Here is a 19,669-nt window from a genome sequence, read left to right as displayed (position 1 = left end):
TACTTAATATTCTTCCATTTTTATACAATTATCTACCATCATCATTTATCATATATTTATTTTTATTGAGTACACTTTGTGCAATATTAAGGGCATGATCTGAAATACGTTCTACGTTACTTAGCATATCTAAAAAAACTATACCAGCCCTTGGGTCACATAGCTCTTCTGCTAATCGTTTCATATGCTTTGTGCGATATCTCTCCTCTAACTTATCCACATAGTTCTCACAAGGAATTGCTTCTCTTGCCACCTGTTCATTTTGCTCTGCATATCCCTTGAGTGCCAGTTCAAAACATTGATTCGCTTTTCCACTTATTTCCTTAATTTCTTTCTGTGCTACATTTGAAAACTTAAGGCTTTGTTTAATCATCTCATCAGCTAACTCAGCAATATTTTCTGCATGATCCCCTACTCTTTCAATGTCACCTACAGTATGAAAAAGTGAAGTCACCATATAATTCTCAGATTCCGAAAGATTAGTATGGGTTAATTTAATTAAGTAATCATTAATACCTTGTTGTAAGGCATTAATCGTTTTTTCCTGTTCAAATACTAAATTTATTTTTTTACTATCTCTATCAAACAAACCATCTATAGCAGTTTGCACATTAGTTTGTGCAAGTCTTCCCATACGCATTACTTCCTTGGCTGCATTTTCTAATGCAAATGATGGTGTTTCTAGAATACGATCATCTAAATGCTGTAACAGTGAAGGATTTGATTCATTGCCATCTCGTACAATTAACTCTGCTAAATTAACTAATACATTACCGAAAGGGAAAAGAACAATAGTATTTAATATATTAAACACGGTGTGTACAATACTAATTTCAGTAAGACCAATATTTCTTGTACCAAGTCTAGGTAATGCAAAAGTAAATACTAAAAATGCAATAATTGTAAAAGCTACGGAACCTATAAAGTTAAATAAAAAGTGAATTACTCCAGCTCTTTTAGCATTAGTACTCGCCCCTATACTTGAAAGAATAGCCGTGATACATGTTCCTATATTTTGCCCCATAATAATATAAATAGCCGAATTCCATGGTACAAGTCCTGCTGTGGCTAAAGCTTGCAAAATACCAACTGATGCAGAGGAACTTTGAATAATGGCTGTAACAATAACGCCTACAAGTACCCCAAATATAAGATTCTGTCCAAGTGTCACAAATGCATCTTTTATTTGTGGTAATTCTCTAAGGGGGTCTGCCGCATTACTCATAGATTCTAGACCTAAAAACAATGTACCAAATCCAAAAGCTATTTGACCAATATTTTTTATGTTTTTACTTTTACCAAAGCTAATCATCACAACCCCAACAACAATAAATACTGGTGCAATAACTGCTGGTTTTAAGTACTTTGTCCATTCTCCTAATGCTACAATCCAAGCTGTAATAGTTGTACCTATGTTCGCTCCCATAATAACCCCTACAGCTTGTCTTAATGACATAAGTCCTGCATTTACGAATCCTACAACCATTACTGTAGTAGCTGATGAACTTTGAATGAGTGCTGTAATTCCTGCACCGACTAATACACCTAAAAAGCGATTACTCGTTAATACCCCTAATAAATTCTTCATTTTATTACCCGCTACTTTTTGGAGACCCTCACCCATATATTCCATTCCAAATAGGAAGAGTCCAAAGCCGCCTAAAAAGCCCAGTGCTATTTGTACCCAATCAACCATAATTTCCTCCTAATATTATTTTTATCTACAACTTTTAATATTTCACAAACTATGACTTTTTATGAGTAAAATAAAGCAAATAAAAAGAGGTTACTTACAAAATCAGTTTTGTAAGTAACCTCTTTTTATTGAATTTATTCTATATAAATGTATTATTTTACACTTAATATTTCATATAACGCTTAGAGCAATTAAAGAATAATTGTTCCTCCGCCAATAAGTTCTTCACCATCATATAAAACAAGTGCTTGTCCTGGTGTAATGGCACGTTGTTTTTCTTCAAACACACATTCAATTGTCTCATCATCAATCATACGAATTGTACATGGTTGTGGTGCATGACTATAACGAATTTTAGCACAGCATTTCATTTCACCTTCAAGCTTTTCAAATGGCATAAAGTTTAATTTGTTAGCACGTACTGTGTAATCAAATAAATCAGCATTATCGCCTAAGTTTACAATATTTTGTTTTGGATCAATACTTGTAACAAAAGCTGGTTTTCCAAGAGAAAGCCCAAGACCTTTTCTTTGACCAATTGTATAATGAATAATTCCTTTATGTTCACCAACAACTTTGCCATCTTTATCTACGAATTTACCTGGTTTAGATTTTTTACCAGTTTGTTCTTCAATGAATTTTGCATAGTCATTATCTGGTACGAAACAGATTTCTTGACTATCTGGTTTAGTTGCTACCGCAAGACCGATTTCTTTAGCAATGGCACGTACTTCATCTTTTGTATAATCACCTAAAGGCATTAATGTATGTTCTAATTGACGTTGTGTAAGATTATATAATGCATAAGTTTGATCTTTAGCTAATGTTTTAGATTGTTTTAATGTGAAACGTCCTGTTTTCTCATCTTGAACAACTCTTGCATAGTGTCCTGTAGCAATGTAATCAGCTCCAATCTGAAGTGCTTTTTGAAGCATTGATTCCCATTTTACATAACGATTACATGCGATACATGGATTAGGTGTACGTGCATGTTGATATTCATTTAAGAAATAATCGATAACATGCTTTTTAAAGTCACTTCTAAAGTTAATAACATAATGTGGAATATCTAACTTTTGACAAACACGACGCGCGTCATCAACGGCAGAAAGACCACAACATCCCCCGTCGTGATCTTCTGGCGCATCCTCCTGCCAAATTTGCATAGTCATTCCAATTACTTCATAACCTTGCTCTTTTAATAGATAGGCTGTTACAGAGCTATCAACGCCTCCTGACATGCCTACTACTACTTTCTTTTTGGCATTTGCATTCATATATATTAAGCCTCTTCTTCCTCATTATGTTCTTGATCATGATCATGAACATCTGCTACTGGTGGTTCTAATCCTTCAATAGTAATATTATTTTTTTGAGCATAATCCCAAAGTGCTGCATGAAGTGATTCTTCTGCAAGTAATGAACAGTGCATTTTTACTGGTGGAAGTCCATCAAGTGCTTCTGCTACTGATTTGTTTGTAATTTTAAGTGCTTCTTCGATTGTTTTACCAATTACAAGTTCTGTAGCCATTGAACTTGTAGCTACTGCTGCACCACAACCAAATGTTTTAAATTTAGCATCTTTAATAATATTATCTTCGATTTTTAAATATACTTTCATGATATCGCCACATTTAGCGTTACCTACTGTACCAACGCCGCTTGCGTCTTCAATTTCCCCTACGTTTCTTGGATTCATGAAATGATCCATAACTTTTTCACTATACATAATTTTCACCTCTTATAATTTTGTTGTTTTCTCTTGTTGTCTCTAATTTTATTATCGCTATTATTTATCTTGTTTTTGTTTTAAGAAATCTTCATATAAAGGAGACATTTGTCTCATACGATCTACGATTTGTGGCATTTTTTCAAGCACAAAATCTACTTGTTCTTCTGTATTCATTTCTCCAAATGTGAAACGAATAGAACCATGTGCTTTTTCATGTGGTAAACCTAATGCTAAAAGTACATGTGATGGATCAAGTGAACCTGATGTACAAGCTGAACCACTTGATGCCGCAATACCATTCATATCAAGTAAAAGTAATAATGATTCACCTTCTACGAATTCTACACTAATGTTTGCATTGTTTGGAAGTCTCATTGTACGGTGTCCATTTAATTTAGCATATGGAATAGTTGCAAGTAAACCGTCAATTAATTTATCTCTGAGTTTTGTAAGTTTTTCAATTTTTGCATCGAAATTTGTGTAAGTAAGTTCCATAGCTTTTGCAAGTCCTACGATACCAGCTACATTTTCTGTACCTGCGCGTCTTCCGCGTTCTTGTGCCCCACCATGGATAAGGTTTTCAAGTTTAAGTCCACGCCTAATATAAAGGATACCAATTCCTTTTGGTCCATTAATTTTGTGACCTGATAAAGAAAGAAGGTCAATGTTTTGTTCTTTAACATCAATTTTTACTTGCCCTACTGCTTGAACTGCATCTGTATGGAAGTAAACATTGTGTTTTTTAGCAATTGCGCCGATTTCAGCAATTGGTTGAATTGTTCCAATCTCATTATTTGCATACATTACTGAAATTAAGATAGTTGTATCTTTAATTGCGCTTTCTAACTCATTAAGGTCAATTAAACCATCTTCATTTACATCTAAGTATGTTACTTCGTAACCATGTTTTTCTAAGAATTCACATGTGTGTAGTACTGCATGGTGTTCGATTTTAGTTGTGATGATGTGATTTCCTTTAGCTTTATGTGCTTCTGCGATACCTTTGATTGCCCAGTTATCAGCTTCTGTTCCACCACTTGTAAAGAAAATCTCATTTGTTTGCGCACCTAATGCTTTAGCTATTGTTTCTCTTGACTCATCAACTGCTTTTTTATTAATTTGTGCAATTTTGTATACGCTAGATGGATTTCCAAAATTTTGTGTAAAATAAGGAATCATTGCATCTAAGACTTCTGGTTTAACAGGTGTTGTCGCTGCATTATCTAAATAAATATGCTCCATTTTCTAATCTCCTTTTTGTTAAATACAATATATATGTGAAGTGTTTTCATTAATTTTTTCGTAATCTTCCATAAGTTGACTAAGTGTAATACTGTCAACCACTTTGTCTATACTTTGTTTAATTTTTTCCCAAACCGACTTAGTAACACATCGACCATCCATTGCACAGTGTACGATATTCCCATCGCAGGTACAATCTGTTGGTGCAAGCGATCCTTCTAACGCTCTTAAGATATCACCAATAGTAATCTCTTCAGCAGGCCTTGCCAAAGCATATCCCCCTTGTGCGCCGCGTACACTAATTACGAGATTATTTTTTTAAGTAGTGCCATAAGTTGTTCTAAGTAGTTTTCAGACATTGACAATCGTTCTGCTATGCTCTTTAGTGAAATATGTTTTTCTTTCGAATATACACCTAAATCAACCATTGCTTGTAGGCCATATCGCCCTTTAGTTGATAGTTTCATTTTTTTCACCCCTTCAATTCCTAGTTATTTCGTAGGAATTATATTTGTAGCATATCACCCACTTTTTTGTTTGTCAAGTATCTATACTGAAATACTTTACAATAGATAAAATTAAAAACGGTAGCACTATTGGGCTACCGTCATATTATTAATTTATGTCGCATATAATTTTTATTATTTATAGAATATCTCATAGTCTCTATAAAGCTATTTATATAATTAAATGGGTCCAGAATTTTAATAATATATTTGTTCAAATATACTACCTTTCCGTGACTTCTGCTCCTTTGCCGGTTCATAAGGAGTAGGACTATCTTTTGAATATAAAACTTTTCTTAACCCTTGACCCATTATTTTAAATAAGATTATTTCATTTCAGCAAATCTAATTCTTCTTCAGATTATCATATTCCTTTTACTTCCATCCATTTTTAATTTCTTTGCTTACTTAATATATAGTATGAAATAGATAGGCCATTTGGTTACTTTTTATCCTAATAATCTTAAATTAAATTGTTAATATTCATTTTTAATTTCCAAAAAATATTATAACATTATAAATATACTATTATTATATCATTCTATTGCCTCAAAACTATACTTCTTTTTAAGAAAGGATGTTTATTATGTCTGACTGTATTTCTGAAGATTTATCCAAAAAACTTTTTTTATGATAAAACCTACGTCTGCCCTATGTGCAAAAAAGATTTTACATCTAAAACCATTCGTATAGGTAAAAATCAACCACGCGATATTGATGATGACTTGTATACTCATTATGCTCTTGTCAATCCACTATTATATAATGTCATTACTTGTCCACATTGTTGCTATACTTCTCTTAGTAAAACATTTGATAAATTACTTCCTAAGCAAAAAGAATGGCTTAAGCATATACTCTTTACACTTCAAAAACAAAATCTTACTCCTTCCGAGCATCCTACTATTGAAGAAGCTATTCACAAATATAAGTTAGCCCTACTTATAGCTATGACTAAAAAAAGTAAAATTGGTGAGCAATCCTATCTTGCATTACATATTGCTTGGCTTTATAGGGAATTACAAGATTCTCAAAATGAGCAGCATTTTCTAAAGAAAGCACTAGATGGTTTTATTGAAACTCTAGAAAATGAAACTTTACCTATTTTAGGTTTTGATGAACATACTGTTATGTACCTACTCTCAGCCATTTCTTATAAATTAAGTGATATGGAGACTTCAAAAAAATATCTTTCGACACTTCTAGTTGCTTCTGGAATTTCACCTCGTATCAAAAATCGTGCTTTAGATTTAAAAACTAAATTAAAAATCAACTAACATAAAATAAGCTTATTATGAATACCTATTTCATAATAAGCTTATTTTATGTTTCTACCAAGCAGGATATTTTTCAAGCCATTGCGGTGTATCTTCATATAGTATATAAAGATCTTTTGCTAAATCTCTGATCTCTTTTTCTAATTCTACTGGTACCTTAAATAAATTCTCTATTTTTTCAACGCCATAATATACCCCCAGTATTTGCCCTGTAATAGCCCCTACTATATCACTACCACCATTATGATTAACTGCTTTACAAAGTGCTTCTCTTATATCTTCCCTCGTCCCCTTCGTATGTCTTATGGTATTCCCAGCAATATATAAGGCCATAGCTAATGCTTCATGTGCAAAGATACCTTCTCCTAAACTTTCTATCTTCTCTCTTGTAATACCATCTTCTTCTATTAAAATTAATGTTTTTTCTATACACTCCACACACTGCTCGTTTTTAGGTTCCAATTTCAATCGTTGCAAAGCTCTTCCTATAGCATATGTTATTTCCTGCCCCCTTACAAGCTCCTTAATAATCACAGCTAATGTTCCTGCTGGCAAATAAGCACATGCTCCTCCATGTGTAATAGCTGCTACTTCACAGCCTATTTCAAAAACATCTTCCTCTAAATCGACAAGTCCTATAGGGGCAATACGCATTAATCCACCACATCCTTTGCTGTCATTAACAGGATGTGCCACACTACCTTTAATCCCCTTGCCTAATGCCGTAATGCTTGTAATACCTGCTTCTCTATAAGCATGTAGTTTTTTGATTTTAACAAGAAAGCCATCATAATCCTTTTCTGCCCAATGAGGTGTATTTAATCCTTGTGTATATAACCACCTTAAATATGCTCTAAACACGGTATGTGCAATATCATTTTTATCCCACTGAACGCCCTTTCTTTTAGCTCTTGTCATACTTCTTAAAAGTCCTTCTACAGTAAACATAGTCATTTGAGTGCCATCTGTAATAAGTGCTTCTTTTCTCCCTAATCCTGGTATCAATTCTATGATTCCATTTTCCCCATACACTGTAATAATCTCATCATATTTTTTAAATTCTACTGGTGCACCTAATGCATCCCCTATTGCTCCCCCTAAAAGACAGCCTTCCAAATACTCTGGCTTATTTTTCATGCCACCACCTACCTTCTTAAGATTACATTAATATTTTATTAAGTATTACCAGTTTTTTAGTTTTCCATCTCTTACTCCTGTCTATTTATTATTATATTCATCATTTTGTAATTTAAGACAAAGTGCCTATTAATGCAGCTGAAACACTTGATATTACTGTATTATCTTTTATTTTGTAATAATAAAAAGACTCCTATTAAACCTAATGATTTAATAGAAGTCTTCTTATTATTCTAAGATTAAATTATCAATAGCAGCTCCTGGAGCAACCATTGGTAATACTTTTTCATCTATACCAATAAAACAGTTTAATACTGCTGGTTTATGTGATTTAAGTGCTTCTTCGAAAGCTTCTGCAAATTCTTCTTGTGTATGTACTGTGTAACCTTTTACACCAAAAGCTTCTGCTAAAAGTGTAAAATCTGGTCCACGATCAAGTGTTGTTTGAGAATAACGTTTGTCATAGAATGCTGTTTGCCATTGTCTTACCATACCTAATGTTGTGTTATTCATAACGATGATAATAACTGGTACATCATAATGTGCAATCGTTGAAAGTTCATTACAGTTCATACGGAATGAACCATCTCCGGCAATATGTACAACTGGTAAGTCTGGTCTACCAATTTGAGCACCAATACTCGCACCTGTACCATATCCCATAGTACCAAGACCGCCTGAACTAATAAATGTACGAGGTATTGTATATTTAAAGAATTGTGCTGCCCACATTTGGTGTTGACCAACTTCTGTTGTAATAATAGCTTTACCATTTGTTTGATCATAGATATTATTCATAATGAATTGTGGTCTTAAATTTTCACCATCTTGATAGTTGTATGGGAAGTCATCTTTCCATTGTTGAATTTGTTCAAGCCATGCATCATTTTCTTTGCGTGGTACAAGTGGAAGAAGCATATTTAAAATTTCTTTTACATCACCAATGATAGATGCATCTGTTTTTACATTTTTACCAATTTCAGCTGGATCTACATCAATATGCACGATTTTAGCATGTGGCGCAAATTTGCTAACATCACTAATTACACGGTCACTAAATCTAGCCCCTAATCCAATGAGTAAGTCACAATTTGTAACACCTAAGTTAGATGCTTTGCTACCATGCATCCCTACCATGCCTGTTGCTAATTTATGTGTTTCTGGGAATGCACCAAGTCCCATTAAAGAAGTAGTAACTGGCGCACTGATTTTTTCTGCAAAAGTAAGTAATTCTTTGCTTGCATCACTGCTTATGATACCACCACCAGCATAGATAAATGGTTTTTCAGCAGCCTTAATGAGTTCAACCGCACTTTGGATATCTGCTTGTGAAATTGTATCAATTTGACGTTGTACACTAGCTGGCATTTCATGTTCATATTCATAAACCGCTGCTGTTACATCTTTTGGGATATCCACAAGAACTGGGCCTGGTCTACCTGATTTAGCAATATAGAACGCTTCCCTTACTGTGCTTGCTAAATCTTTTATGTCTTTTACAATAAAGTTATGTTTTGTAATACACATTGTAATACCTGTAATATCTACTTCTTGAAAACTGTCTTTTCCAATAAGAGAATTAGGTACTTGACCTGTAATAGCTACCATTGGAATAGAATCCATATAAGCTGTTGCAATACCAGTTACTAAATTAGTTGCTCCTGGACCTGATGTTGCAATACATACGCCAACTTTGCCAGTTGCTCTTGCATAACCATCTGCGGCATGAGAAGCACCTTGTTCGTGAGAAGTTAAAATATGTTTAATACGATCACTATTTTTATAAAGTGCATCATAAATATTTAATGCTTGCCCACCTGGATACCCAAAAACAGTATCCACACCTTGTTCTACTAAACATTCAATAAGTATCTGAGATCCATTTATCTTCATCTTTATTTCCCCCTACTTCTTTATGCTTTAAAAATAGCTCCAGTGTTAGCTGATGTTACAAGTTTTGCATAACGTGCTAAATAACCTGTTTTTACTTTAGGTTCTGGTTTTACCCAAGCTGCACGTCTTTTAGCTATTGTTTCTTCATCAACTTCAAGTTCAATAGTACATTTATTCATATCAATGCTAATAATATCTCCATCTTCTACGAAAGCAATAAGTCCACCTTCAGCAGCTTCTGGTGAAACATGTCCGATACAAGCCCCCCTTGTTGCACCTGAGAAACGTCCATCTGTGATAAGTGCTACATCTTTATCTAGTCCCATACCTGCAATACAAGAAGTAGGCTCAAGCATTTCTCTCATACCTGGACCACCTTTAGGGCCTTCATAACGAATAACAACGATATCACCTTTTTCGATTTTACCACCTAAAATAGCAGCTGTTGCTTCTTCTTCACTATTGAATACTTTTGCTTTGCCACGGTTTACAAGCATCTCTGGTGCTACAGCTGAACGTTTAACAACGCATGTATCTTTTGCAAGATTACCGCGAAGTACTGCGATACCACCTGTTTCACTATATGGACTTTCAATAGGACGAATAATTTCTGGATTTTTATTTACTACTTTTTCAAGATTTTCAGCAATCGTTTTACCTGTTACAGTCATAAGACTTGTATCTAAGAGATCTTTCTTAGTAAGTTCTTTCATAACTGCTGGTACACCACCTGCAAAGTGAAGGTCTTCCATATGAGTTGGACCTGCTGGCGCTAAGTGACAAAGGTTAGGTGTATGGGCTGAAATTTCATTAGCCATATCTAAATTAAGTTCAACGCCTGCTTCATGAGCAATAGCTGGAAGGTGAAGCATTGTATTTGTACTACATCCAAGTGCCATATCCACTGTTAAAGCATTATGGAATGCTTTATCATTTAAGATATCACAGATTTTAATATCTTTTTCAAGCATGTTCATAACAGCCATACCTGCATATTTAGCAAGACGAATTCTATCTGCATATACTGCTGGAATTGCACCATTTCCCGGAAGAGCAATACCAAGTACTTCACACATACAGTTCATACTGTTAGCTGTGTACATACCTGAACAAGAACCGCATCCTGGACATGCATGATCTTCAAATTCTTTGAGTTCTTCTTCTGTAATTTTACCTGCTGTGTAAGCACCTACTGCTTCGAATGTTACTGAAAGATTAGATTTTCTACCATTTACATTACCAGCAAGCATTGGTCCACCACTTACAAGTACCGTTGGAAGGTTCATTCTTGATGCACCAATTAACATACCTGGTACGATTTTGTCACAGTTTGGTACAAGTACCATTGCATCGAAAGCATGGGCTGTTGCCATACATTCGATAGAGTCTGCAATAAGTTCTCTTGTTACAAGAGAATATTTCATGCCTTGGTGTCCCATTGCAATACCATCACATACACCAATAGCTGGAATTTCAATAGGTGTACCACCAGCAAGACGAATACCTGTTTTTACTGCTTCTGAAATTTTATCAAGATGTGAATGTCCTGGTACGATTTCACTTTTAGCTGTTACAACAGCAACTAATGGTTTTTCAATTTCTTCATCAATATATCCCATTGCTTTAAATAAAGAGCGATGTGGTGTTCTACCTGGTCCAACTTTTACACGATCACTAATCATGATTACCCCTCATTTCTTCATATATCTATTTCACTTTTTTACTACTAACATAGCCAGTACATCATAATGTTTATCTTCAATCTTATGAAAATCTCTTAAAGTTCCTTCTTCTTCAAAACCAAGGCTTCTATATAACTGCATAGCTCTTTCATTATCTTTTACAACTCTAAGCTCCAAACGATGTAATGTGGATTCATTAAAAAATTCTATTGCCTTATTCATAAGATTTCTACCTATTCCCTTAGACCAATATGATTTTTTAACAGTTATTCTTACTGTTGCATTATCTTTATCACGACTTGTTTCATAATGCCTAACGTTTACTAAACCAACTATTTCATCATTCCCCACATCTACATCATACTCCCTACTTGTTTCTAGATAAAAAGTTACTTTCATCGTAAATTTGTTTTCTATACTTTAAGAGTGCCTTAGTATCTTGAAACGTTACTTCTCGATATTCCATTTTTATGCTTCATCTAGTTATTAATATCTACTATTTAATAGCTTCTGCAACTAAATTACCCATTTCTACAGTGCCTACAAGGCACATATCATCACTCATGATATCACCTGTTCTATAGCCTGCATCCAGTACTGCTGATACAGCATTTTCGATGGCTTTTGCTTCTTTTTCAAGACTAAATGAATAACGAAGAAGCATGGCAGCTGAAAGAATTGTTGCTAGTGGGTTAGCTTTGTTTTGACCTGCAATATCTGGTGCACTACCATGACTTGGTTCATAAAGTCCAAAGCTTCCTTCTCTAAGTGAAGCTGATGCAAGCATACCAATTGAACCTGTAATAATACTTGCTTCATCAGAAAGAATATCTCCAAAGATGTTATTTGTAATAATAACATCAAATTGTTTTGGATTAACTACAAGTTGCATTGCTGCATTATCTACATACATATGAGAATATGTTACTTCTGGATAATCTGCTGCAACTCTTGCAACTACTTCTCTCCAAAGTCTAGAAGATTCAAGTACATTTGCTTTATCTACTACACAAACTTTTTTATTACGTTTCATAGCAGCATCGAAACCAACTCTTGTGATTCTTTCAATTTCTGCTACTGAATATTTTTCAAGGTCAGATGCAAATGTTTTACTATCATCTTCTTCACATACTACTTTTTGTCTTTCACCGAAATAAATTCCTCCTGTAAGCTCTCTTACAATAAGGATATCAAGGTTATCCCCAATGATTTCTTCTTTGATTGGACTTGCATCTTTAAGTTGTGAGAAAAGCACTGCCGGACGAAGATTAGCAAATAATTTAAGTGCTTGACGAATACCTAAAAGACCTTTTTCTGGGCGGTCTCCATTAGGAAGTTTATCCCATTTAGGTCCACCTACAGCTCCAAGTAATACTGCATCTGCATTTTGACAAGCATCAACTGTTGCTTGTGGAAGTGATGAGCCGGCATTGTCAATGGCACTACCACCTATAAGTTGTTCATCAAATGTAAAGTTGTGTCCATAAACTTTCCCTACTTGTTTTAATACTTTAACAGCTTCTTTTACAATGTCAGGTCCGATACCATCACCAGGTAATGTAACAATTCTATAATCCATTTTCCTTATCTCCCCTCATAAATTACTTTCTATTGATTCGCTTTAATTTTATTAATAAGCCCATTTGCTTTAATAATTTCTTGCATGAAAGGTGGGAATGGTTGAGCTTTGTATGTTTCACCTTTTGTTACATTTGTAATCACACCTGTATCAAAATTAACTTCTACTTCATCACCTTTTTTAATGCCTTCTGCTGCTTCTGCACATTCTAAGATTGGAAGTCCGATGTTAATAGCATTTCTATAGAAGATACGTGCAAATGTTTTTGCAATAACACAAGATACACCTGCTGCTTTGATAGCAATTGGTGCATGCTCACGAGATGAACCACAGCCAAAGTTTTTATCTGCTACAATGATATCTCCTTCTTTAACATCTTTTACAAAATTAATATCAATATCTTCCATACAGTGAGTTGCAAGTTCTTTTGGGTCTGATGTATTTAAATAACGTGCTGGAATGATAACATCTGTATCTATATTATCACCATAGCGAAATACGTGTCCTTTTGCATTCATATTTATATCCTCCTTGTAAACGATTAATCTAAGATTTCTGGATTTGTAATATAACCTGTAATAGCTGAAGCTGCTGCTACTGCTGGGCTTGCAAGATAAACTTCTGACTCTACATGTCCCATACGTCCTACAAAGTTACGATTAGTTGTAGAAACAGCACGTTCTCCAGCTGCTAAGATTCCCATATGTCCTCCAAGGCATGGTCCACAAGTTGATGTACTAAATACAGCACCCGCTTTAATAAGATCCGTTACAATGCCTTCCTTAATAGCTTGTAAATAGATATTTTGTGTACCTGGGAATACGATACAACGTACACTAGGATCTACTTTTTTACCTTTTAAAATATCTCTAGCTGTGCGAAGGTCTTCCATACGTCCATTTGTACACGAACCAATTACGACTTGATCAATTTTAACTTCTTTATCACAGATTTCATCTACTGTTTTTGTGTTTTCTGGTAAATGTGGGAAAGCTACTGTTGGGCGTACTTTAGAAAGATCAATTTCATATACAGCTTCATATTCAGCATCTTCATCTGCTTCATAAACTTTATACTCTTTAGTACTATGTTCTTTCATAAATTCGATTGTTAAATCATCTACTGGGAAAATACCATTTTTAGCTCCAGCTTCGATAGCCATATTTGCCATAGCAAAACGTGAATCCATAGAAAGATTTTTGATACCATCTCCTACAAATTCCATAGATTTATAAAGTGCTCCATCTACCCCAATCATACCAATAATATGGAGGATTACATCTTTACCACTTACATATTTAGTTGGACAACCTGTTAATACAAATTTAAGCGCAGCTGGTACTTTAAACCATGCTTTACCTGTTGCCATACCTGCTGCCATATCTGTACTACCAATTCCTGTTGAGAATGCACCAAGCGCACCATAAGTACAAGTATGTGAGTCAGCACCAATGATTACATCACCAGCAACTGCTAAACCTTTTTCTGGAATAAGTGCATGCTCTATTCCCATTTGACCTACTTCAAAATAGTTTTCAATTTCTTTACTATTGGCGAATTCACGTACTATTTTACATTGCTCAGCAGCCTTAATATCTTTATTTGGTGTAAAGTGATCTGGTACTAAAGCAATTTTGCTTTTATGGAATACACAGTCACAACCAATTTTATTAAATTCACGAATAGCAACTGGTGATGTAATATCATTACCAAGTACAAGATCAAGATTCGCTTCAATTAATTGACCTGCTACAACGCTTTCAAGTCCTGAATGTGCTGCTAATATTTTTTGGGTCATTGTCATTCCCATCTATATCATCTCCTCATCATTTACTCATACATTTATGTTCTACCTTGTTTCTTGTGTCCTTTTATATTACTTTACTTATTATTTCTACATAAAAAAATAAACTTTAGATAAAACCAAGAGCGCCGTTTTTATAACCCTAACTCCCGGTTTTTCCAAAGCTATATGCTTTTACGCCTCTCTTTTATTTTCTTGGTCGTATAACATATTATTAATAGCTGAAATATAAGCAAGTATACTTGCTTCTACTATATCCATGCTTACACCATAACCGTTGTAAACACCCTCATTATTTTTGATTTTTACATTCACTTCACCTTGTGCATCAGTCCCACCTGTTACAGAGTTAATCACAAAGTCTTCTAATGTAAAGCGTTTACCAACTAGTTTATCAATTGCTTTATATGAAGCATCAATTGGACCATCATATGATGAAACAACTTCTTCAAGTACATGGCCTGTTTTAGCTACAAGTCTTACAGATGAAGTAGTTGTAATGGTATTTCCTGAATTGATTACAAAGCGTTCTAACTTATAAAACTCTGGTACTTTTAATGTTTTATGATGAATTAAAGCTTCAAGGTCTTTATCTGTTACAGTTTTCTTCTTATCAGCTAAAGCCTTAAATTGTTCAAATGCTATTTGAAGTGCATCATCTTCAAGCTCATATCCCATCTCTTTTAAACGATCTTCAAAGGCATGACGTCCTGAATGTTTTCCAAGTACCAATTTATTTTCAGTAAGACCAATAGACTCTGGTGTCATAATTTCATAAGTGCTCTTATTTGCAAGCATACCATGTTGATGAATACCAGATTCATGAGCAAAAGCATTTTCTCCAACAATTGCTTTATTAGGCTGTACTCTTACCCCTGTAATGCTACTAAGGAGCTTACTTGTTTTATAAAGCTCTTTGGTATTAATATTACAACCAAGATTGTAGTAATCTTTTCTTATACTAAGATTCATTACAAGTTCTTCAAGTGCTGCATTTCCCGCGCGTTCACCAATTCCATTAATAGTACATTCTAGTTGTCCTGCACCTGCCTTGGCTGCTGCTAAAGAGTTAGCAACAGCTAGACCTAAGTCATTGTGGCAATGTACAGATATAATTGCTTTATCAATTGAAGGTACGTTTTCACGAATACCTAATATTAACTTTGTCATTTCTTCTGGCGAAGCATATCCTACTGTATCTGGCACATTAATCGTTGTTGCACCTGCCTGTATAACCGCTTCAAATATTTGATATAAGAAAGCCGGATTACTTCTTGATGCATCTTCTGCTGAGAATTCGATATCATCACAGAATTTCTTAGCATAACGTACCATTTCAGCTGCTGCTTCTAAAACTTGCTCTGGTGACTTCTTGAGCTTATAGGTCATGTGAATATCTGATGTAGCAATAAAAGTGTGAATTCTAGGATATTTCGCTTCCTTCAATGCTTCTGCTGCCGCATCAATATCACCTTTGAGGGCACGTGCCAAACTTGTTACGGATGCATTTTTGATAGCTTTTGCAATGGATTTAACAGATGCAAAGTCTCCTGGTGATGAAGCTGCAAAGCCGGCTTCCATAATATCTACCCCAAGACGTTCCAGTTGTTTTGCTACCTCTAACTTTTCAGCAAGGTTCATACTACAACCTGGTGATTGTTCACCATCTCTTAATGTGGTATCAAAAATTCTAACAATGTTTGCCATCTAGTTTCCCCTTCCTATATCAGTCTTATTTGTTTTGATCTGCCCAAGACATCATGCTACGAAGTTCTTTACCAACTTTTTCAAGTGGATGTTCAGCTTCAATACGACGTTTAGCATTGAAGTATGCACGATGAGATTGATTTTCTAAAATCCAGTTTTTAGCAAATGTACCTTCTTGGATTTCTTTAAGTACTTTACGCATTTCATTTTTAGTATCTTCTGTAATGATACGAGAACCTACTGTATAGTCACCGTATTCAGCTGTATCAGAAATTGAGTATCTCATCCAAGAGAAACCACCTTTGTTGATAAGGTCAACGATAAGTTTCATTTCATGGATACATTCGAAGTAAGCACTTTCTGGTTCATATCCAGCTTCAACTAATACTTCGAAACCAGCTTTCATAAGAGCTGTTACACCACCACAAAGAACTGCTTGTTCACCGAATAAGTCAGTTTCTGTTTCCATTTTGAATGTAGTTTCAAGAATTCCTCCTCTAGCTCCACCAATACCTGCTGCATAAGCAAGAGCTAGGTCATGAGCATTTCCTGTAGCATCTTGGTATGCTGTTACTAAACATGGAACTCCACGTCCTTCTAAGAATTGACTTCTTACTGTGTGACCTGGTCCTTTAGGAGCGATCATGATGATATTTGTATGTTCTGGTGGAACGATTTGTTTGAAGTGAATATTGAAACCGTGAGCGAAAGCAAGAGTTTTACCTTCTGTTAAGTAAGGTGCGATTTCTGTTTTGTAAACTTCTGCTTGTTTTTCATCTGGTAATAAAATCATGATAAGGTCAGCAGCTTTTGTAGCTTCTGCAACTGTCATTACTTTAAGACCAGCTTCTTCAGCGATTTTCCATGATTTACTTCCATTATATAAACCTACGATTACATCTACACCTGAATCATGTAAGTTAAGTGCATGTGCATGTCCTTGACTACCGTAACCGATAATTGCTACTGTTTTTCCATTTAATAGTCCTAAGTTACAATCTTCTTGATAATATAATTTTGCCATTTTCAAATCCTCCTACATATAAATATATCTATTAAAGCAAACACTCTAAAATGTGTTGTTTTAATCAAACTAAGTAAAATTAATAAAAATCTTATTTTTAAAAGCTAGTTCTTTAGTTCTTTTTCGCCTCTTTGTAATGCTGTAAGACCTGTTCTAATAATTTCTTTAATACCATATGGTTCAACCATACTTGTTAAGGCACTAATTTTGCCTTGATCACCTGTAGCTTCAATGATTAATGAATCATTAGAAACATCTACGATATGTGCTCTAAAGATATTACCTATCTCAATAATTTCAGCACGTGTTGCTTTGCTTGCATGAATTTTAATCATTGCAAGTTCTCTATAAATAGAGGTTTCTTCTTTAAGTTCCAAAACTTTAATAACATCTACAAGCTTATTAAGTTGTTTCTTAATTTGTTCTAAAGTACCCTCATCTGCTGCTGTTACAATAGTCATACGAGATACTTTTGGGTCTTCTGTTTCACCAACAGATAAACTGTCGATATTATAACCCCTTCTACTAAAAAGTCCAGATATACGACTAAGTACACCTGAATGATTTTCTACTAATACAGATAGTACATGCTTCTTCATATTCTCCCTCATTTCTTTTTATCCTCTACAATTGCTCTATTATAAAGTACTTTCTTTGGTGCTTACTATAAACTCTAGGAAATATGCTTCTTTACTAGCTAATGCTTCCTTAAGTACAGCTTCTACATCACTACCTTTAGATATAGTTTTAGCTTTAATACCATAAGCCTCTACAAGCTTTGTAAAATCTGGATTGCAATTAAGTGCTACGCCATGTTCTTTAAGCTCTACTTTTCTTTGAAGTTCCCTAACCATTCCAAGTCCACTGTTATTAAATAATATAACTAATGGATGAACTTGTTCTTGTACCAATGTACCAAGTTCAAATAAGCTCATTTGGAAGCTACCATCACCTAATATACTCACGACCTGTCTGTTCTTATTCCCAACACTTGCACCTACTGCTGCTGGAAGTGAATATCCCATTGTTCCAAAACCACCTGAACAAATAAGTTGTCTACCATCATAAATTTCCATATTTCTTACTGTCCAGAATTGATTTTGTCCTACATCCGCAACAATGACTGCATCATCTTTTAGAAGCCTTGATAATGTTTTTACAACAAGCTTAGGATTAATTGCATCTTCAGGATGTACTTCTTCTTTAACTTCTCTATTTTTATTAATATCTTCCTGCCATTTATTTGTATCAATTGGTTTAATCTGATTACTCATTTCTTCTAAAATAACTTTTGCATCCCCAACAACCGGAATATTAGCCGATGTAATTTTTCCAATTTCAGCAGGGTCAATATCTATATGTATAATGCTTGCTTTTTCATCAAAAATCCCTGTACTTGTAACAGCACGATCAGCAATGCGCGCACCTATAAATAAAATAGTGTCTGCATTTTTAAGTGCCCAGTTAGAATGTTTAAAACCATGTGTTCCTATCATTCCAAAGTATAAAGAAGAAGTTGTATCAATACTGCCAAGCCCCATAAGTGTGTGAACTACTGGAATATTAGCAAGTTCTGCAAACTTCTTAAGCTCCTCTTTCGCATGGGCTAAAATAACCCCACCCCCTGCGCATATAAGAGGTCTCTCACTTTGTCCTAAAAGCTTAATTGCTTTTTTAATTTGCCCCATATGGCCTTCTACAGTAGGTTTATAACCTCTAATTTTAACTTCTTTTGGATAGTTATAATCTATTTGTGCAGATTGTAAATCCATCGGGATATCAATAAGCACTGGTCCTGGTCTTCCTGTCCTAGCTATATAAAAAGCTTCTTTGACAATGCGTGGAAAATCTTTTGGATTTTTAACCAAATAACTATGTTTAATGAAAGGTTCTGTTGCACCTGTAATATCTACTTCTTGGAAAACATCTCTTCCTATTAATTGTAATTTCACTTGCCCTGTAAAAATAACAATAGGAATAGAATCCATATAAGCTGTTGCAATCCCTGTAATAAGATTCGTTGCACCTGGACCAGATGTTGCAAGACAAACGCCTACTTTATTCGTTGTTCTCGCATAACCACTTGCACTATGTACAGCTGCTTGCTCCTGTCTCACTAAAACATGATGAATAGAGGAAGCTCTAAGTGATTCGTATATATCGATAACTGCGGCTCCTGGATAACCAAAGACGACATCAACATTTTCCTCTTGCAAACATCGTACAAATACATCTGATAATTTCAATCCAACCCCTCCTTCAATTTTCATTTAATTATACATTTTTATGTAACATTTAAATATGTATAAAAAAACCTCATCCCTTTAACGGGACGAGGAATATTCCACGTGTTACCACCCATTTTGACGAGTATATATAAATATATAAAT

16 protein-coding genes and 1 pseudogene are annotated in these 19,669 nt (G+C 34.6%); 1 reads left to right on the top strand and 16 read right to left on the bottom strand.

Going from position 1 to position 19,669, the window contains the following annotated elements; translation table 11 throughout:
- Nucleotides 1-28 precede the first annotated feature (28 nt).
- The 5 genes and pseudogenes from JCM14822_RS11950 to JCM14822_RS11930 form a co-directional block, all read right to left on the bottom strand.
- The gene (locus JCM14822_RS11950) at nucleotides 29-1,696 is read right to left on the bottom strand and encodes a Na/Pi cotransporter family protein (protein ID WP_054742619.1); all 1,668 of its coding nucleotides are present in this window, start codon (nucleotides 1,694-1,696) and stop codon (nucleotides 29-31) included.
- A 191-nt stretch (nucleotides 1,697-1,887) separates the two neighbouring features.
- Nucleotides 1,888-2,973 (bottom strand): tRNA 2-thiouridine(34) synthase MnmA, encoded by a 1,086-nt coding sequence (gene mnmA, locus JCM14822_RS11945; protein ID WP_054742618.1) that lies wholly within the window; start codon nucleotides 2,971-2,973, stop codon nucleotides 1,888-1,890.
- Between the two features lie 5 nt (nucleotides 2,974-2,978).
- Nucleotides 2,979-3,425 (bottom strand): Fe-S cluster assembly scaffold protein NifU, encoded by a 447-nt coding sequence (nifU, locus tag JCM14822_RS11940; RefSeq protein WP_054742617.1) that lies wholly within the window; start codon nucleotides 3,423-3,425, stop codon nucleotides 2,979-2,981.
- A gap of 60 nt (nucleotides 3,426-3,485) precedes the next feature.
- Nucleotides 3,486-4,670 (bottom strand): cysteine desulfurase NifS, encoded by a 1,185-nt coding sequence (nifS, locus tag JCM14822_RS11935; RefSeq protein ID WP_054742616.1) that lies wholly within the window; start codon nucleotides 4,668-4,670, stop codon nucleotides 3,486-3,488.
- 18 nt (nucleotides 4,671-4,688) lie between these two features.
- A pseudogene (locus JCM14822_RS11930) lies at nucleotides 4,689-5,098 on the bottom strand (RrF2 family transcriptional regulator).
- Between the two features lie 605 nt (nucleotides 5,099-5,703).
- On the opposite strand from JCM14822_RS11930, the gene JCM14822_RS11925 reads away from it, so the two are divergent.
- Nucleotides 5,704-6,453: a DUF2225 domain-containing protein gene (locus JCM14822_RS11925; RefSeq protein WP_306307340.1), complete on the top strand. Its 750-nt coding sequence runs from the start codon at nucleotides 5,704-5,706 to the stop codon at nucleotides 6,451-6,453.
- A gap of 54 nt (nucleotides 6,454-6,507) precedes the next feature.
- Here JCM14822_RS11925 and JCM14822_RS11920 read toward each other — a convergent pair whose 3' ends face one another.
- From JCM14822_RS11920 to ilvB (JCM14822_RS11870), 11 genes are all read right to left on the bottom strand, one after another.
- Nucleotides 6,508-7,590, bottom strand: coding sequence for an ADP-ribosylglycohydrolase family protein (locus JCM14822_RS11920; protein WP_054742614.1), 1,083 nt, complete (start codon nucleotides 7,588-7,590; stop codon nucleotides 6,508-6,510).
- 228 nt (nucleotides 7,591-7,818) lie between these two features.
- Nucleotides 7,819-9,483: a biosynthetic-type acetolactate synthase large subunit gene (ilvB, locus tag JCM14822_RS11915; protein ID WP_054742613.1), complete on the bottom strand. Its 1,665-nt coding sequence runs from the start codon at nucleotides 9,481-9,483 to the stop codon at nucleotides 7,819-7,821.
- A 20-nt stretch (nucleotides 9,484-9,503) separates the two neighbouring features.
- The gene (ilvD, locus tag JCM14822_RS11910) at nucleotides 9,504-11,165 is read right to left on the bottom strand and encodes a dihydroxy-acid dehydratase (RefSeq protein WP_054742612.1); all 1,662 of its coding nucleotides are present in this window, start codon (nucleotides 11,163-11,165) and stop codon (nucleotides 9,504-9,506) included.
- A 30-nt stretch (nucleotides 11,166-11,195) separates the two neighbouring features.
- Nucleotides 11,196-11,564, bottom strand: coding sequence for a GNAT family N-acetyltransferase (locus tag JCM14822_RS11905; protein WP_054742611.1), 369 nt, complete (start codon nucleotides 11,562-11,564; stop codon nucleotides 11,196-11,198).
- 97 nt (nucleotides 11,565-11,661) lie between these two features.
- Nucleotides 11,662-12,744 carry a 3-isopropylmalate dehydrogenase gene (gene leuB / locus JCM14822_RS11900; RefSeq protein WP_054742610.1) on the bottom strand — a complete coding sequence of 361 codons (1,083 nt, stop codon included), beginning with the start codon at nucleotides 12,742-12,744 and terminating at the stop codon, nucleotides 11,662-11,664.
- A 29-nt stretch (nucleotides 12,745-12,773) separates the two neighbouring features.
- On the bottom strand, nucleotides 12,774-13,262 hold the full coding sequence (leuD, locus tag JCM14822_RS11895; RefSeq protein ID WP_054742609.1) for a 3-isopropylmalate dehydratase small subunit: 489 nt from the start codon (nucleotides 13,260-13,262) through the stop codon (nucleotides 12,774-12,776).
- Nucleotides 13,263-13,285: 23 nt separating this feature from the next.
- Nucleotides 13,286-14,554, bottom strand: coding sequence for a 3-isopropylmalate dehydratase large subunit (gene leuC / locus JCM14822_RS11890; RefSeq protein WP_054742608.1), 1,269 nt, complete (start codon nucleotides 14,552-14,554; stop codon nucleotides 13,286-13,288).
- A 168-nt stretch (nucleotides 14,555-14,722) separates the two neighbouring features.
- Complete coding sequence (locus tag JCM14822_RS11885) at nucleotides 14,723-16,255, bottom strand: 2-isopropylmalate synthase (protein ID WP_054742607.1); 1,533 nt, start codon at nucleotides 16,253-16,255, stop codon at nucleotides 14,723-14,725.
- A gap of 25 nt (nucleotides 16,256-16,280) precedes the next feature.
- Nucleotides 16,281-17,279: a ketol-acid reductoisomerase gene (ilvC, locus tag JCM14822_RS11880; RefSeq protein WP_054742606.1), complete on the bottom strand. Its 999-nt coding sequence runs from the start codon at nucleotides 17,277-17,279 to the stop codon at nucleotides 16,281-16,283.
- Nucleotides 17,280-17,383: 104 nt separating this feature from the next.
- Nucleotides 17,384-17,878, bottom strand: coding sequence for an acetolactate synthase small subunit (ilvN, locus tag JCM14822_RS11875; protein ID WP_054742605.1), 495 nt, complete (start codon nucleotides 17,876-17,878; stop codon nucleotides 17,384-17,386).
- 39 nt (nucleotides 17,879-17,917) lie between these two features.
- On the bottom strand, nucleotides 17,918-19,525 hold the full coding sequence (gene ilvB / locus JCM14822_RS11870) for a biosynthetic-type acetolactate synthase large subunit (RefSeq protein WP_330377506.1): 1,608 nt from the start codon (nucleotides 19,523-19,525) through the stop codon (nucleotides 17,918-17,920).
- Between the last annotated feature and the right edge of the window lie 144 nt (nucleotides 19,526-19,669).

Source organism: Cellulosilyticum ruminicola JCM 14822, from assembly GCF_001311925.1.
GTDB classification, from domain to species: Bacteria; Bacillota; Clostridia; order Lachnospirales; family Cellulosilyticaceae; genus Cellulosilyticum; species Cellulosilyticum ruminicola.
This window is presented reverse-complemented; position numbering and strand designations above follow the sequence as displayed.

Excerpts from the sequence above, each read along its gene's own strand:
- JCM14822_RS11885 (WP_054742607.1), bottom strand. The coding sequence starts at position 16,255 with ATGGCAAACATTGTTAGAATTTTTGATACCACATTAAGAGATGGTGAA.
- nifS (WP_054742616.1), bottom strand. The coding sequence starts at position 4,670 with ATGGAGCATATTTATTTAGATAATGCAGCGACAACACCTGTTAAACCA.
- JCM14822_RS11950 (WP_054742619.1), bottom strand. The coding sequence starts at position 1,696 with ATGGTTGATTGGGTACAAATAGCACTGGGCTTTTTAGGCGGCTTTGGA.
- leuC (WP_054742608.1), bottom strand. The coding sequence starts at position 14,554 with ATGGGAATGACAATGACCCAAAAAATATTAGCAGCACATTCAGGACTT.
- ilvN (WP_054742605.1), bottom strand. The coding sequence starts at position 17,878 with ATGAAGAAGCATGTACTATCTGTATTAGTAGAAAATCATTCAGGTGTA.
- nifU (WP_054742617.1), bottom strand. The coding sequence starts at position 3,425 with ATGTATAGTGAAAAAGTTATGGATCATTTCATGAATCCAAGAAACGTA.
- ilvB (WP_054742613.1), bottom strand. The coding sequence starts at position 9,483 with ATGAAGATAAATGGATCTCAGATACTTATTGAATGTTTAGTAGAACAA.
- leuD (WP_054742609.1), bottom strand. The coding sequence starts at position 13,262 with ATGAATGCAAAAGGACACGTATTTCGCTATGGTGATAATATAGATACA.
- JCM14822_RS11905 (WP_054742611.1), bottom strand. The coding sequence starts at position 11,564 with ATGAAAGTAACTTTTTATCTAGAAACAAGTAGGGAGTATGATGTAGAT.
- mnmA (WP_054742618.1), bottom strand. The coding sequence starts at position 2,973 with ATGAATGCAAATGCCAAAAAGAAAGTAGTAGTAGGCATGTCAGGAGGC.
- leuB (WP_054742610.1), bottom strand. The coding sequence starts at position 12,744 with ATGGATTATAGAATTGTTACATTACCTGGTGATGGTATCGGACCTGAC.
- ilvC (WP_054742606.1), bottom strand. The coding sequence starts at position 17,279 with ATGGCAAAATTATATTATCAAGAAGATTGTAACTTAGGACTATTAAAT.
- ilvD (WP_054742612.1), bottom strand. The coding sequence starts at position 11,165 with ATGATTAGTGATCGTGTAAAAGTTGGACCAGGTAGAACACCACATCGC.
- JCM14822_RS11920 (WP_054742614.1), bottom strand. The coding sequence starts at position 7,590 with ATGAAAAATAAGCCAGAGTATTTGGAAGGCTGTCTTTTAGGGGGAGCA.